Source organism: Burkholderia sp. AU45388, from assembly GCF_030481585.1.
In the GTDB taxonomy this organism is placed as follows: domain Bacteria; phylum Pseudomonadota; class Gammaproteobacteria; order Burkholderiales; family Burkholderiaceae; genus Burkholderia; species Burkholderia sola.
Window position 1 is genome coordinate 15961 of record NZ_JAUJPV010000030.1, and the last position, 17337, is coordinate 33297.

Consider the following 17337-nt stretch of genomic DNA (forward strand, 5'->3'; position numbering starts at 1 on the left):
GTCAGGAATGATCGTGTTCGACTACGGGAACGGCTGCGTCGGCGACGTGCGCGAGCGCGGCCTCCATGTGTTCGCGCCACCGGCGCAGCAACTGTTCGGCAGTGGACCGCGCGTGGACGGCGTCGCTGTAGCGGCACTCGAACGCGAGTTCGCCGTCGCCCGCGACGCAGACGAGGTTCAGCAGGTGCGAACGTTCGTCGGTGGCCGCGCGGTCCGCGCCCACCGCCTCGGTGGCGGCGGAGAACCATGCGGACGGACGCGCGGCGGCCGCCGATACGAAATCGACGCTGACCTGCGGCTGCACGCAGCGCCGCCACGCGTCGGGATCGACGCCGGCGGGCGGCGGCAGGCCTGCCCCGCCCAGCGCCGCCAGCGGCAGCGCGGCGAGCGTCGCCTCCCATTCGCGCAGCGCGGCGACGCTCGGCACGCCGGCGTGATGCGGCAACAGCAGCGGCACGTCGCAGACGAAGCAGCCCACCGCGCGTTCGACCGCCGGCCCGTCGTCGAGCCAGTCGCGGCCGTGCCGGCCGAGATCGGCGACGACCGCGCCGCCCGCCCAGTCGGTAAGCGCGCGCGCCGCCGCCGCGATCGCGACCGTGGCGGCCTTCACGCGCAGACGCTGCGGCACGACGGCCAGCAACCGTCGCGCGGCCTCGCCCGTCAGCCGGTCGCGCACGACCTGCTGGCTCGCCTCGGTGTTCGCGCCGGCTGCTGCGTGCCGATCCCGCGGCAGCGCGACGTTGGCCGCCAGCGGCGCGAAGTACGCGGCGGTTTCGCCCGCCTGCCGCGCGGCCGCAATACGTGCGTCCAGCGCGCGAAGATAGGCCGGATAGGCCAGCGTCGGCGCGGCCACCGTCGGCGTCCGGCCGTTCGCATGCGCCGCATACGCATTGGCGAGGTCGTCCAACAGCACCGCCCAGCCATGGCTGTCCGCGACGAGGCCGTGCACGACGAGCAGCAGCCGGTCGCCGGCCGCGCCGCATCGGTAGTGCGCGACCCGCACCAGCGGCCCTTGCGCGAGATCGAAGCCCTGCTGCAGCGTCGTGCTGTGCGCGACGATGAAGCGCGCCGCCTCGTCCGCCGCGAGCGCGTGGCTGCTGAAGCAGCGCTGCACGGCGTCCGCGTCCGCGGGCGCGACACGGCCCGACAGCGCGCCGCGATCGAATACGCAGTGCAGCCCCGGATGCGCGTCGAGCAGCGAACGCAGCGCGGCCCGCAGCGCGTCGGCGTCGAGCGGTTGCGCCGCCCGAACGAGCAACGCGCGGTTCCAGTGGTGCGCATGCGGGCGCTGCAGCACGCGCCTTTGATACGGCGTCAGCGGGAACGCGGACCCATCGTGCGCGTCCGGTCGCGCCGCCAGCGGCCGCAGGCAATCGGCCAGGTCCGCGAGAGTCGGGCTCGCGAAGAAATCCTGCGGATCGACCGTCCAGCCGGCCCGGTTCAGCTGCGCGACGGCCCGCAGCACCAGGATGGAGTCGCCGCCCAGCCCGAAGTAGTTGTCGTCGCGGCCGATCCGCTCCAGCCGCAGCACGTCGCGCAGCACCGTCAGCAGCGCGCGCAGCGGCGGCGTGTCGTCGCCCTCCGCGGCCGCGGCCGCGTCCGGCAGCACCGCCGTCGCTACCCACTGGCGATCGATCTTGTCGCCGGACGTCTTGGGCAGCGACGGCACGATCGCCAGCGCATGCGGCACCAGATGCGCGGGCGCGATGCGGCGTAGCGCGCGCAGCCGCTCGCGCGCCGCCTCGCGTGACGTGTCCGCCGCCCCCGACGCGTCGGTGTCGACGACGATGAACGCCTCCAGGCGCGGCGCCGGCGCGTCGGGCCCGCCCGACAGCCGCACCGCGGCCTCGCGCACGCCGTCCTGTTCGAGCAGCAGCGCTTCCACTTCGGCCAGCTCGACACGAACCCCGCGCACCTTGATCTGGCGATCGCTGCGGCCGAGGTAGATCAACGCGCCCGTCCCGTCGCGCCGCACGAGGTCGCCGGTGCGATACATGCGCGCACCCGGCCGTCCGGCGAACGGATCGGGCAGGAACGCGGCGGCCGTCTGGCCGGGCCGGCCCGGGTAGCCGCTCGCGAGCGCGCTGCCGCCGAGGTAGAGCTCGCCGCGGCACAGCGGCGGCACCGGCTGCAGGTGCGCGTCGAGTACATAAGCCGTGGTGCCGGGCAGCGGCGCGCCGATCGGCACGTCGCGTTCATCCGGCCGCGCGTCGGCCGGCACGTCGTGCACGACGGACGTGATCACGCTTTCCGTCAGCCCGTACGCGTTCATCAGCGCCACACGGCCGCCCGTCACGGCGCGCCATGTCTGCACCGCGGCGAGCGGCACCGTCTCGCTGCCCGTCACGACCAGCCGCAGCCGCGTGGGCAGCGCGGCCTCGCCGAGACCGAGCGCACGCACCCATTCGCGCCACAGCGACGCGGGCAGGTTGAGCACGGTCGCGCGCTGTGCGTCGAGCAGGCCGCTGAACGCGCCGAGCGTCGGCCACGCCGCGCGCTCGAGCAGCAGCAGGCAGGCGCCAGAGGACAACGTCGTGAAGATTTCCTCGATCGACACATCGAACACGAGCGACGAGAACTGCACGACCCGGTCGTCGGCCGTCATGCGATACGCGGCGCACAGCGCCTGGATCTTGTGCGCGACCGCCCGATGGCTGACGTCGACGCCCTTCGGCACGCCGGTCGAGCCGGACGTGAACAGCGTATAGGCGGCCTGTTGCGGATCGATACGTGCGGGCGGCGCGCCGGCGGGCGCGTCGCCGAGCGCGGCGAACGCGATCGCCGCGCATCGGGGCCACGTCGGCGGGGCCGCCGCCGCATCGTGCACGAGCAGCACCGGCGCCGCTTGCGACAGGATCGCGTGCTGCCGCGCGGCCGGCGCGGCGGGATCGAGCGGCAGGTACGTCGCCCCGATGCGCAGCACGCCGAGCAGCGCCACCAGTGCGTCGAGCCCCATCGGCAAGCACAGCGCGACGCGATCGCCGGCGCGGACGCCGCGTGCGTGCAGCGCGCCCGCGACCTGCTCCACCCGAGCCCGCAACGCCGCGTAACTGAGCGTCTCGTGCGCGGTCGCGACCGCCGGCGCGGCGTTGCCGTCCGTCAGCGTGCCCGACAGCAGCGACACGAGGTCGGACGCCGCCCACGACGACACGTCGGCCACCCCGGCTGCCGCCTGCCAGGCCTGCCGCTGCGCGGCCGACAGCACGCCCGCGTCGCCGAGCGGCGCATCGTCCGGCAGCGTCAGCAGCAGGTCGAGCGCGGCCTGGAACTGTTCGATCACCTCGTCGGCCTCGCCACGCTCCAGCGCGCCGTCGCGCGTCAGCAGCACGCCGCCGTAGCCCGCGCCGTCGCGATGCAGGTTCATCGTCAGGTCGTATTCGGTTTCCGTTTCCGGCGTGTCCTCGAACGCGACGTCCAGCCCGCCGATCCGCACCTGGCGAACCGGCGCCTCCTGCATCGAGAACACCACCTGGAACAGCGGCGTCAGCGACGTGTCGCGCGGGCCCGCGAAGCGCTCGACCAGCTTTTCGAACGGATAGTCCTGGTGCGCGTGCGCGGCCATCACGCAGTCGCGCACCCGCTCGATCCACGCCCGCGCGCGGCTGGCGGCCGGGAACGCCACGCGCAGCGCCAGCAGGTTGACGAAAAAGCCGACGAGCCCTTCGGTGCGGCTCGACGCGCGGTTGGCGACCGGCGAGCCGACCACCAAGTCGCGCTGCCCGGTGCGCCGCGACAACATCAGCAGGAACGCGGACAGGAACACGACGTACGGCGTCGTCCGCAAGCGCCGCGCCAGCGCGTCGACCTGCCGCGCACGCTCGGCGTCCACCGCGACGCGGCCGCTGTGCGCGAGACGCCCCGGCGTGCGCGCGCGGCGCCGATCGCCGCCGAGGTCGAGCACCGGCGCGCCGTCCAGATGCGCCCAGAACGCCTCGTGCGCCGCGTCGTGCCCGGCGGCGAACCGCGTCGCCTGCTCCTCGCTGTAGTCCGCGTAATTCCACGCGGGCGGTGCGGTATCCAGCGCGCCGCCCTGGCTCGCCGCGCCGTACAGCGACGCGAGATCCTGCGCGATCAGCCGGAACGACCAACCGTCGACGACGATGTGATGGAACGACATCAGCAGGCACGCGCGGCGCGGCCCGAGTTCCAGCAGTCGCGCGCGAAACAGCGGCGGCCGCGCGAGATCGAACGGCTCCGCCCGCAGCGCATCGCGATGCCGCGCGATGAACGCGTGCAGGGCGTCGTCCGTGCCGCCTGCGTATGCGTGGATCGACAGCGCGATCGTCGCGTCGGCATGCACGTGCTGCTCGCCGCCGCCGTCCGGTCCTTCGTGGAACGACGTGCGCAGCACCGGATGGCGCGCGACCAGCCCCGCGAGCGCCGCGTGCAGCGCGGCGCGGTCGAGGTCGCCGTGCAGATGCAGGCATTGCGGCAGGTGGAAGACCGAACCGCCCATGCCGAGCCGTTCGAGCGTCCACAACCGGCGCTGCTGGAACGACATCGGCGCGCGGCGCGGCCCGGCGGCCGGCAGGCCGGCCGGTATCGTCGCCGCCGGCATGGCAGGCGGCGTCGGTTCGGACTGCGCGCGAATCGCGCTGGCGAGCCCGTCGATCGTCGGCGCGCCGAAGAACGCCGCGAGCGTCAGCTCCACGTTCAGCCGCTCGTGAATTCTCGTGAGCACGCGCCCGGCGAGCAGCGAATCGCCGCCCAGCTCGAAGAAATCGTCGGTCGGCGCGATCCGCTCATGGCCAAGGCACTCGGTCCAGATACGCGTCAATGCATGCCGCACGTCGTCGATTTCCGCCGAGGCGGCGAGCGGAGTCTCGACCGCGACCGGCGCGGCAACCGCGGCAATCGACGGCGCCAGTGCCTCCGGCTGCACGCGCGCGACGGGCTGGGCGGGCAGCCAGTGACGCGTCCGCTCGAACGGATAACCCGGCAACGGCAGGCGCTTGCGGCGCTCGCCCGCGTAGGCGTCGCGCCGTGTCAGCCGCGCGCCCTTCGCCCATAGCCGCCCGTAGCCGGCGAGCAGCGTCGCCATCGTGCGCGGCGTACGCTCCGTGAAGCTCGCCAGCACCGCGTCGGCCGGCGCGCAGCGATGCGCGCGCACCAGCGCCGCCAGCACGTCGCGCGGGCCGATCTCGACCCACAGCGCGTCGCCCAGTGCCGCCAGCGTTCGCACGCCCGCCGAGAAGCGCACCGTGCCGAGCACGTGCGCGGCCCAGTACGCCGGATCGGTGGCGCGCGGCGCGTCCAGCAGCGTGCCGTCGAGATTGGAGATCAACGGGATGCGCGGCGCATGCAGCGCCATCGTCGCGGCATGCGCGTGCACACGTGCCGCCGCGTCCGTCATCATCGGCGAGTGGAACGCATGCGACGACGCGAGCCGCGCATGCGCGACACCCTCGTCGCGCAACCGCGCCGCGAACGCGTCGACCGCGTCCACCGGGCCGGACACCACGCATTGCAGCGGCCCGTTGACCGCCGCGAGGGCGAGCGTCGGCGGCAGTTGCGCGGCCAGTTCGTCTTCCGCGATCGATATCGACAGCATCGCGCCGGCCGGCTGCGCCTGCATCGCCGCCGCGCGCGCCGCCACCAGGGCGACCGCGTCGTCGAGCGAAAACACGTCCGCGCAGCACGCGGCGACCAATTCGCCGAGGCTGTGGCCGATCAGGTAGTCCGGCGTCACGCCCAGCGCGGCCCACGCCTGATACAGCGCGTACTCGTACGCGAACAGCAGCGGCTGCACCAGCGCGGTGTCGGTGGTGCTCGCGTCGCCCAGCAGGTAAGGCTCGAGCGCGAGCCCTGCCGTGCTCGCGAACCGCGCGCACACGTGGTCGAGCGCCGCGCGGAACACCGGATTCTCGCGATGCAGGTCGCGCGCCATCCCGGCGGCCTGCGCGCCCTGCCCGGTGAACAGGAAAATCACCGGACGCGCGGGCGGCGCGTCGTCGGCGAGCGGCGACACGCCCGCGGCCAGCGCGTCGAGCGCCGTATCGCGCGACTCGGCGACCACGAACGCGCGGCACGCATGGTCCTGCCGGGCGGCCTGCAGCGTGTACGCGACGTCGGCCAGCGCCCATTCCGGGTGGCGGCGCAGCGCGGCGGCGAGGCCGTCCGCCGCACGCCGCAGCCCGTCAGGCGTGGCGGCCGACAGCCGCAGGCAATGCGCGGCGGCGGCCGTCGGCGCGTCCGCCTCGGGCGGCGCGGCTTCCAGGATCACGTGCGCGTTGGTCCCGCCGATGCCGAACGAACTGACGGCCGCGCGGCGCGGCGCGCCGCCGTCCGGCCAGTCGGTCGCTTGCGCGGTGATGCGGAAGGCCGCGTCGTCGAGTTCGAGCAGCGGGTTGGGCGTGTCGAAGTGCAGCGTGCCCGGCACCTTGCCGCGCTCGAGCGCGAGCGCCGCCTTGATCACGCCCGCGAGCCCGGCCGCGCTGTCCAGGTGCCCGACGCTCGTCTTGACCGCGCCGAGCAGGCGCGGCGCATGGGCCGGATGCTGGCCGTAGGTCGCCTTCAGCGCGGCCATTTCGATCGGGTCGCCGAGCAGCGTGCCGGTGCCGTGCGTCTCGACATAGCCGACCGACGCGGCGTCCACGCCCGCGTCCGCCAGCGCGGCGCGAATCACCCGCGCCTGGCCGGCGGGGCTCGGCGCGGTGTAGCCGGCCTTGTCGTGACCGTCGTTGTTGATCGCGGAGCCCTTGACGATCGCATACACGTGATCGCCGTCGCGGCGCGCGAGGTCGAGCCGCTTCAGCACGACCGCACCCGCGCCGCTGCCCTCCACGGTGCCGCTCGCGGCCGCGTCGAACGCGCGGCAATAGCCGTCCGCGGAAAAGATTCCGCCGGTACGGTGCAGATAGCCCGGCACGCCGTCGACGCCGATCGACGCCGCGCCCGCGAGCGCGAGTTCGCAGTCGCCCTGCGCAACCGCGCGCGCGGCCATGTGCAGCGCGACCAGCGACGTCGAGCACGCGGTGTTCAACGTGACCGCGGGGCCGGTGAGATTCAGCCGGTAGGCGATCTGCGTCGCGGGCTGGTTCAGCACGTTGATCTGGTACAGCCCGAGCGCGTCGACCGCGTCGCGGTTGCCGAGCACGTGGTTCGCGAGGTACTGGCTCGCGCCGACGCCGACGTAGACGCCCACGTCGCGCGCGGGCCCGGGCCCGGCGTAACCGGCGTCCTCGAGCGCACGATAGCTTTCCTCGATCAGCTTGCGCTGCTGCGGATCCATGATCTCGGCTTCGCGCGGCGTATAGCCGAAGAAGGCGGCATCGAAACAGTCCGGATCGCGAATCAACCCGCGCGCGGCGACGAAGCGCGGATTGCCGAGCAGCGCGTCCGGCACGCCGAGCGCGCGCAGCCGCGCGTCGTCGAGCCGGGTGATGCCGTCCTCGCCCGCGAGCAGCATGCGCCAGAACTGCTCGGCGTCGTCCGCGCCCGAGACGGCCGCGCTCATCCCGATGATCGCGACGTCGCGACTGCCGACCTCCGACGCGCGCGCGGCCTCGGCCATGCCGCCGGCTTCGGCCGCCCGTTCGCCGGACGCGGACAGCCAGTCGGCCAGCGTGCGAATCGTCGTGTAGCGGAACAGGTGATCGATGTCGACGTCGCGACCGAATTCGCCGCGCAGCCGCGCCTGGCACTGGATCAGCGCGAGCGAATGCCCGCCGGCGTCGAAGAAGTTGGTGTCCGGATCGATCTCGGCGAGGCCGAGCACGTCGCGCCAGATCGCCGCGACCGCGGCCTGCGCATCGCCGGGCGCGCGGCGCGCGGCGTTGGCGGGGGCGGCGGAGACGGCGCGCTCGGCGACAACGCTCGCCGCCTCGAGCGGCCAGTCGGCCAGCCGGAGGCGATCGATCTTGCCGCTGCCGGTCATCGGCATCGCGTCGAGCACGACGATCCGGTCGGGCACCATGTACGGCGGCAGCGCCTGTTGCGCATGCGCCTTCAGCGCGCCGTCCGGCAGCGTGCCCGCCGCCTGCACGAACGCGCAGAGCACGGCGCCCGCGCTACCCGAACGGGCCAGCACCGCGACCTTGGCGACGCCCGGATGGCGGCCCAGCACCGATTCGACTTCGCCCGTCTCGATGCGGAAGCCGCGCACCTTGACCTGCTGATCGTCGCGGCCCACGAATTCGATGTCGCCGTGCCGATTGAAGCGGGCCAGGTCGCCGGTGCGATACAGCACGCGATCCGCGTCGCCCGTCGCATACGGGTTCGGCACGAAGCGCTCCGCGCTCAGTTCGGGCCGGTTCAGGTAGCCCGACGCCAGCGCGCGCCCGCAGAGGTACAGCTCGCCCGTCACGCCGATCGGCAGCCGGGCGAGTTCGGGCGACAGGATATGCGTGCCGACGTCGCCCACCGCGCGGCCGATCAGCACCGGGCCGCTCGCGCAGCGCCACACGGTGGCGTAGATGCTGGCCTCGGTCGGGCCGTATGCGTTGAACAACGGCGCATGCGGCAGCACGCGCGCCGCCAGCTCGACGGTCGCGGGCAGCAGCGGCTCGCCGGCGGCGAACACCGCGCGCAGCGGGCTCGCCGCGCCGGCATCGAGCGATTGCAGGAACAGGTGCAGCATCGACGGCACGAAATTGATCACCGTCACGCGATGCTGCTCGATCGCGCGCTGCAGGTAGCGTGGATCGTACTGGCCGTCCGGCCGCGCGATCACGATCGCGGCGCCCTTCATCAACGGCCACAGCATTTCGGTGAGCGACACGTCGAACGATTGCGCGGTCTTCCACAGCACGCGGTCGCCCGCGGCGAGCGGATAGGTGTCGGCAAGCGCGTCGAACAACGCGAGGATGCCTTCCTGGCGGCACGGCACGCCCTTCGGCGTGCCGGTCGAGCCGGACGTATACAGGATGTAGGCGGGCGCGTCGGGGCTGACGCGCGGCGCGGCGGCCAAGGTGGCGCGGCCCGTTTCCGCCAGCGCCGCCAGCTCGACGAAACGCACGCCGCACGCACGCAGGCAGGCGGGCGCGGCGGCATCGCCGACGATCGCCGCCGGGCGCGCGTCGTCCACCATGAAGCGATGGCGCGCTTCCGGCAACGCGGGATCGAGCGGCAGATACACGGCGCCGATCCGGAACAGCGCGAGCACCGTCTGCAGCGTCGCCGCCGAGCGGCCCGCGCATACCGCCACGACGTCGCCCTGCCGCACGCCCAGCGCGGCGAGCGCCGCCGCGCGCCGGTCGCACTGCTCGAGCAGCGCCGCATAGGTCGTCTCGCCCGCGTCGTCGATCAGCGCGACGGCGTCCGGCGCGGCGGCCGCGCACGCGGCGAGACGCTCGCCGACGCTCGCGCTCACCGGCAGCCCGGGCTTCGGCGTCGCCCAGTCGTCGAGCCGCGCGAGCGTGGCCGGCAGCAGCCACGTCGCCGCGGGCGCACCGGCGAGCCGCCGCAGCGCTTCGTGCTCGGCGTGCACGATGTCTTGCGCGTCGTCACGCCGCAGGCTGTCGGCCCGGTAGCCGACGATGCAGCGCAGCCGCTGGTCGCTCGCGGAAACGGAGAAATCGACCTGCACCGGAAAACTGTTGACCGCGTGGCCGTCGCGGCCCGCCAGCATCCGCACGTCCGCGTCGTCCAGCTCGCGCAGCACGTGAAAGCTCGTGAAATTGAACAGCACCTCGCCGAGCTCGATCCCGCCGTTGTCCTGCCGGATCTGCTGCGACGGATAAAAACGGTGCCGGAAAATGCCCGACTCGATTTCGAACACCTGCCGCACCTGCGCGACCGGCGACGCGTCGCCGTCGAGCGCCGCGCGCACCGGCACCGAGTTCAGGAACAACCCGACCGCGCGCTCCGCATCCTCGGTCTCGGGCCGCACGTGCGTCACCATCGACGTCAGCACGTCGCGCCGCCCGCTCAGCGCCTGCAGCGCGCGCAGATGGGCGGCGAGCAGCACGCTCTTGAGCGGCACGTTCGCGTCGCGCGCGAGCGCACGCAGCGCCGCCTCCAGTTCGGCGGGGATCTCGACCTCCAGATAATCCACGCGCTCGTCTGCCGCGTCGGCCGTCAGCGGCGCGCGGCGCATCGACAGCGCCTGTGCGCCGTCGAGCTGGCCGCGCCAGAAATCGCGCTGGGCCGGATCGGCGAGCGCGGCCTGTTCGCGCTCGATGAAATCGCGGTAACCGGCCTGCACCGGTTCGTCGTTCTGCCCCTCCTGCCCGCCCTGCCCGTGTTGCGCGCCCGCCAGGCCCGCCGTGTAGAGCCGGATGAATTCGGCGGTCAGCGCGGCCTCGCTCCAGCCGTCGAGTATCGCGTGATGAAAACTCCAGACCAGCTTGAAGCGCTGCGCGGCCAGCTTGAACACGAAGCAGCGGAATAGCGGCGCGGCGGCGACGTCGAACGCGGCGAACCGCTCGCCGTCCATGAACGCGGCGATCCGGGCGGCCTGCGCCGCCGCATCGAGTTCGGTCAGGTCGGTGACCGCCAGCGGAATGCGCGCCGTGTCGAACACGAGCTGCAGCGGCACGCTGAACCCTTCCATCCGCAGCGCGGTGCGCAGCGCCGGATGACGCGCCGACAGCCGGTCGAGCGCATGCGCGAGGCAGGCTTCGTCGTACGCATACGCGACCTCGTAGCCGATCACGTCGTGGTACAGGCTCGAGCGCTCGTGCCGGCGGCTGTGATAAAGCATCCCCAGTTGCAGGCGGCTGAGCGGATACGCGTCGACGACGCCGGCCGGCAGCCGCGCGCGGTCCGCGTCGCTCGTCAGCGGCGCCCGCGGTGCGGCGGCCTCGGCCGGCGCGCTCGCCTCCGCACCTGCGCCTGCGCCGATGCCAGTGCCGGTGCCGGCGCCGGCGCCGCGCTGCCGTTCGATGTGCTCGCCCAGCGTACGCACGCTCTGGTGGACGAACAGGTCCTGGATCTCGAATTCGAGCCCGTGGCGCTGCGCCTGCGCCTTCAGCCGGATCGCCAGCAGCGAATCGCCGCCGAGATCGAAGAAACCGTCGTCGAGGCCGAAGCCGCCGCGGCCCAGCACGTCTTCCCACAACGCGCGCAGGATGCGCTGCGTGTCGGTCAGCGTCTCGGGCGCCGTTGCCGCGGCCGCCTGCGCAGGCGCGAGCCGCGCGAGCGCGGCCCGGTCCACCTTGCCGTTGGCCGTCAGCGGAATGTGCGGCACCGCGTGGAAACGCGCCGGCACCAGGTGATCCGGCAGCGATGCCCGCAACTGCGCGCGCAGGCCGGCTTCGTCCGGCACGTCCGCGCCGGTGCCCGGGCTGGCGGTCCAGTACGCGACGAGCTGCTTGTCGCCCTGCGGCGTCGCGTCGAGCGTCACGACGGCGGCCTGCACGCCGCGGCATGCGGCCAGCGCCGCCTCGATTTCTGCCGGCTCGATCCGGTAGCCGCGCAGCTTCACCTGGCGATCGCGCCGGCCGAGGTAATGCAACGCGCCGTCATGCGCCCAGTAGCCGACGTCGCCGCTGCGGTACATGCGGGCGCCCGGCTCGCCGCCGTAAGGATCGGGCACAAACGCGGCGGCGGTCAGGTCCGGCCGGTTCGCGTAGCCGTGCGCGACGCCGAGCCCCGCGATGTAGATGTCGCCCGCCGCACCGGGGGGCAGCGGATTCAGCGCGTCGTCGAGCACGTACACCGACGTGCCCTGGATCGGCATGCCGATCGGCACCGCGCGCCCCGCCGCCGGCGCGCCACGCACCGGGTATGCCGTCGCGAACGTCGTGGTCTCGGTCGGCCCGTAGCCGTTGACCACCTGCCCGTGTTCCAGCAGCGCGCGGGCGCGCTCCACGTGCGGCAGCGACAGCACGTCGCCGCCGCAGACGAGGTAGCGCAGCCGCCGCAGCGCGTCCGGCGCGTGATCGACCATCGCCGCGAACAGGCCGCTCGTCAGCCACAGAATCGTCACGCGCGCGTCGATCAGCAACGGCCCGAGCTGGTCGAGCGACGCATCGCGGCCGGCCGGCACCACGAGCGACGCACCGTTCAGCAGCGCGGTCCAGATCTCGAAGGTCGACGCGTCGAACGCGGTCGGCGCGAACTGCAGGAACACGTCGTCCGGCGTCACGTCGAGATAGGTCGGGCGGTACGCGAGCCGCAGGATCGCCTGTTGCGGCACGATCACGCCCTTCGGGCGATCGGTGGTGCCCGACGTGTACATCAGGTACGCCGGCATCTGCGCCGGCAGCCCGCTCGCGACGAACGCGCCGTCGCGCGCGGCGATCTCGTCGTCGTGGTCCTCGAGGACGATCAGGTTCAGATAGCCGTCACGCAGCGCATCGGTGCGCGCGACCACGTCCTCGCGCGTGACGATCACGCTCGCCTGGCTGTCGTCGAGCAGGAATCGCAGCCGGTCCGCCGGATAGCGGCTGTCGAGCGGCACATACGCGCAGCCCGCGTTGAGCACCGCCAGCATCGCGACGATCAGCTCCGCGCCCGGCTCCAGACACAGGCCGACGGTCGAGCCCGGCGACACGCCGAGATCGCGCAAGTGATCGGCCAGCCGGTTCGCGCGGGCGTTCAGCGCGTGGTAGTCGAGCGTCGCGTCGCCGTGGCGGATCGCCGGGCGATCCGGATGCTGCCGCGCCAGCGCGTCGATCACCGCGCCGATCGAGTCGGGCAGCGGCTGCGCGAGCGGCCGGCGCTGCCAGCCGCGCAGCGCGTCGAGCGTCGCCGCGTCGCCGCGCGCGAGCGTGCCGAACGGCGCGTCCGGCTGCGCGGTCAGCGCGTCGAGGTACTGCACATAGGTGCGCGACAGCCGCTCGATATCGGCGGCCTCGAACAGGTCGGTGCGGAACACCGTGCAGCAGCGCACGCCGTCGGACGTCAGCTCGGCGAACAGCGTCAGGTCGAACTGCGCGTAGCGGTACAGGTCGTCGCGCACCGTCATCGCCGGCATCCCGGCCGCCGTCGCCGGCTCGGCGGCGCCGGACACCGCGCCTTTCGTGTCCTGCAGCACGAAGTTGACCTGGAACAGCGGGCTGCGCGCGGCATCGCGCGCGACGCCGACCTGCTCGACCACCTGGTCGAACGACACCGCCTGATGCCGCAACGCGTCGGCGACGGTGTCGCGCTCGCGCTCGACCAGCGCGGCGAACGTCGCGCACCCTTGCCGCGCGGTGCGCAACGCGAGCAGGTTCGCGAAGAAGCCGACGATGCGCTCGCTGCCCGGATGCACGCGGTTCGACGCGGTCGTGCCGATGCAGAAGTCGTCCTGGCCCGCGTAGTCGCCGAGCAGGCAGCGCCACGCGGCCAGCATCACCGTGAACAGCGTGCCGCCCTGCCGCCGCGCCAGCGCCTCGGCCCGCGCGCGCACGGCGGCGGGAATCGCGAAGAACACCAGTTCGCCGTCGTGCGCGCGCCGTGCCGGGCGCGGCAGCGCGAACGGCAATTCGAGCGTCGTCGCGCCCGTCAGCCGGCCCTGCCAGTAGGCGAGGCTCGGCGCGCTGTCCGCGGCGCTGCGCGCCTGCTGCCACAGCGCATAGTCCGCATACTGCGGCGCGTCGCTGGCGGGCGGCTCGGGCACGCGGCCCGCCAGCCGCGCCGCATAGGCCGACCACCAGTCGGCCAGCATCAGTTCCAGCGACCATCCGTCGACGATCAGGTGATGGGCGGTCAGCACGAGAATCTGCCGCGCGTCGCCGAGACGATGCAGCGACACGCGCAGCAGCGGCCCGTGCGCGAGGTCGAACGGCTGCGCGATTTCGGCCGTGATCGCGCGGGCGATCTCCGCGTCGGACACATCGGCCGCGTGCCGATGCACCGGCAGCGACGGGGCCAGCTCGGGATGCACGCGCTGGTACAGGCGGCCTTCGCGTTCGTCGAACGTCGTACGCAGCGCCTCGTGCCGCGCCACCACGTCGCGCAGCGCCGCCTGCAACGCGGCTTCGTCGAGCGTGCCCGGAATCTCCAGCACGTGCGGCACGTGGAAATGGCCGGCGCCGCCGCTGATCGCCATCTGCACCCACATCCGCAATTGCTCCGCCGACGCGGGCAGGTCCGCCGGCCGCGCCTGGCGAATGATCGCGTCGCGGCTGCCCGCGCCACGCTGCCTGCCGAACGCTTCGAGCAATTGGCGACGCTTGTTTTCGGTGGAATCGTTATGCGACATCAAACCAGCTCTCCCGACGATGAAAACACTGTGAGTAGTTCGTCCATGTCGTCCGGCGCGAGACGATCGAGCAGCGCGTCCAGGCGGTCCTCCTGCTGGGCCTTCTGGCCGAGCGCCACCAGCACCTGCGCGCTGAACCGGTCGAGCCGCGGTGCGCCGAACAGCAGCGGCGGCGACAGCAGCAGCCCGTAGCGGCCATTGAGGCGCCCGATCAACTGGATCGCTTGCACGGAACTGCCGCCGAGCATGAAGAAATGGTCGTCCGGCCCGATATCGGCGACGTCCAGCACGGCCGACCACTCGGCGGCGACCTCGGCCTGGAACGGCGTCTTCGCGCGCACGTCGGCGCCGTGCGCGCGCGCCTCGAGCGCCGCCTCGGCAAGCTGGGCCAGGCGCTTGCGGTCGATCTTGCCGGCCGGCAGCAGCGCGATGCGCTCCACCACGTCGATGCGCGCCGGGCGCATCGCGTCGGGCAGCCGCGCGGCCAGCTCCGCGTGCAGCGCGTCGACCGGCCAGGCGTCCCACCCCGCGGCCGGCTCGACGAATGCGTGCAGCAGCCGCACGCGGCCCTGCACCCGCACCGGCACCACCGCGCACTGCGCGATGCCCGGCAGCGCCAGCAGGCACGCCTCGATCTCGCGCAACTCGATCCGGTTACCGTTGAGCTTGACCTGCTCGTCGCGCCGGCCGAGGTAATGCAGCTCGCCGTGCTCGCCGAACATCGCGACGTCGCCGGTGCGGTACATGCGCGCGCCCGGGCGGCCCGCGTACGGATCGGGCACGAAGCTCGCCGCGGTCAGATCCGGGCGGCCGACGTACCCTTGCGCAAGGCCCGCGCCGCCGATGTAGAGCTCGCCCGCGCTGCCGGGCGCGCACGGCTCGAGGCCCGCATCCAGCACGTACAGCGACACGTTGTCGATCGGCCGGCCGATCGGCACGCCGGCGCGCGCATGAGCGTCGTCCGGCGTGCAATGCCACACGCTCACGTCGATCGCGGCCTCGGTCGGCCCGTACAGGTTGGCGAGCCGTACCCCCGGCAGCAGCCGGTGGAAGCGCTCGGCCTGCTCGGCCAGCAGCGCCTCGCCGCTGCAGACCACCAGTGCAAGATCCGGGAAGACCTGCCCGGGCGTCGCATCCAGAAATGCATTCAGCATCGACGGCACGAAGTGCGCGACCGCGATGCGCGCATCGCGCAGCAGCACCGCGAGCCCGGCCGGGTCCTTGTGCAGCCCGGGCGGCGCGATCACCAGCGCATGGCCGCTCTGCAACGTCCACAGGAATTCCCAGACCGACACGTCGAAAAAGTACGGCGTCTTCTGCAGCACGCGCACCGGCGCGCTATCGGGCAGCAGCGAACCGTGCCAGTCGAGCCGGTTGACCAGCGCGCGATGGGTGTTGGCGACGCCCTTCGGCGTGCCGGTGGAGCCGGACGTGTAGATCACGTACGCGATCCCGTCCGGGTGAATGTGTTGCGGCGGCAGCGGTTCGGCGGCGAGCCAGATCGCACGCTCGTCGAGCGCATGCCGGGCGACCGGCCCGGCGGGCAGGTTCGCCAGCAGGTGCCGCTGCGTGAGCAACAGCGCGAGCCCCGCATCGTCGACGATGCGCCGCAACCGGTCCGGCGGCGCAGCGGGATCGAGCGGCACGTAGGCCGCGCCCGCGCGCATCACCGCGACGATCGCCAGCACCATCTCCGTCGAGCGCTCGCAGCACAGCCCGACGAGCGCCCCAGGCGTCACGCCGCGCGCCGCGAGAAAGCCCGCGAGCCGGGCCGACAGCGCATCGAGTTCGCGATAGGTCAGTTGCTCCGCGCCGAACCGGACGGCCGGCGCATCCGGCGTCGCCGCGCACTGCGCGGCGAAGCGGGCCGGCCAGTCCGTCGCGTCGATCGGGCGCGTGGGCCCGTGCCAGTATTGCGCGAGCCGCGCGCGCTGCTCGGGCGCCAGCAGGTCGACCGCGAGCGCCGGCTGCGCATCGTCGTCCAGGTACGCGCGCAGCAGTCGGCCGAAACGCGCGGCGAATTCGCCGACCCGCGCCGGTGGCAGGCAGCCGGTGTCGTATTCGAGATTCACGTGCAGGCCGTCGTGCGTCAGCTGATACGCGAAGTTCAGGTCGAACGGCCGCTCGGCGGCGACCACCGGCAGCAATTCCGCCTGCACGCCGTGGAACGCGAGCGGCGCATCCTGCACGAAGAACGCTTCCGTCACGCCGACGTTGAAGACGGGCGTGTCGGCCAGCGAACGCGAGCGACGCAGCGCCGTCACGAGCTCGGTCAGCGACAACTGCTGATGGCGCTTGCCTTGCGCACGCCGGGCCGTGGTACGCGCGACGATGTCGCGGAACGTGTCGCCCGGCCGCAGCGAAAAGTGCATCGGCAGGTTGTTGACGAAGCATCCGCTGGCGTCGTGAAACGCCGGCGCGCGCATATTGACGGGATAGGTCACGACCAGCTCGCGCAGGTCCTGCCAGCGGGCCAGCGCGATCGCGAACAGGCTCGACAGCACGAGAAACGGTGTCGAGCGGCTCGCGCGGGCGCGGGCGCGCAGCCGGCGGGTCGTGTCCGCGTCGAAACGCATCCGGTGGATGCGCCCCTCGCGCGGCCCCGCCGACGCCGCCGCGTCGAACTCGACCCCGAGCGGCGCATGCGCGAGCGCGCCGAGCCAATAGGCCAGATCTTCGTCGTAGCGCGGCGACGCGCGGTACGCGGCTTCGATCGCGAGCTGCTCGCCGAGATCCCGCAACGTGCACGCGGGCGCCGGCCCCGCGCCGAGCGCGTGGTTGTACAGCGCCGTCAGCCGCTGGTTGATGTACACCGCCGAAAACGCATCGGAGAGGATGTGCGGAAAGCTGAGCACGAGCCGGTGCGCATCGGCCTCCTCGCGCAGCAGCGCGAAGCGGAACAGCGGCGCGTCGTCGAGCGCGAACACGTGCGCCGCGCGCGCGGCGATCCATGCGTCGGCTTCGGCGGCGTCGAGAGACGGCGCCGCGCGCGCGTCGCGGTAGTCGAGCGCGACCGTCACCCGGTCGTGCACGTCCCGCACCACGCGGGCGCCGTCCATCCGGAACGTGCTGCGGCATCCTTCGTCGTGCTCATGGACGAACGCGTCCAGTGCGCGCCGCAGCGCATCGCGATCCAGCGGCCCCGACAGGCGATAGACGAGCGCGGTCGTGTAGGCCGACGAGTGCGGATTGAGCTGCCACTCGAGCCAGAAGCGGTACTGATAGGCTGAAAGCGAAGTGGTACGCATGGTAGCCCCTGTCTGGAT

General features: G+C 73.0%; 2 protein-coding genes. Both read right to left on the minus strand.

Annotated features, from left to right (window positions below; translation table 11 throughout):
* Position 1: 1 nt before the first annotated feature.
* Positions 2–14071, minus strand: coding sequence for a non-ribosomal peptide synthetase/type I polyketide synthase (locus QZM72_RS32200; RefSeq protein ID WP_301740123.1), 14070 nt, complete (start codon positions 14069–14071; stop codon positions 2–4).
* Positions 14071–17319 carry an amino acid adenylation domain-containing protein gene (locus QZM72_RS32205; RefSeq protein WP_301740124.1) on the minus strand — a complete coding sequence of 1083 codons (3249 nt, stop codon included), beginning with the start codon at positions 17317–17319 and terminating at the stop codon, positions 14071–14073. The genes QZM72_RS32200 and QZM72_RS32205 overlap by 1 nt, the downstream gene beginning before the upstream one ends.
* Positions 17320–17337 lie beyond the last annotated feature (18 nt).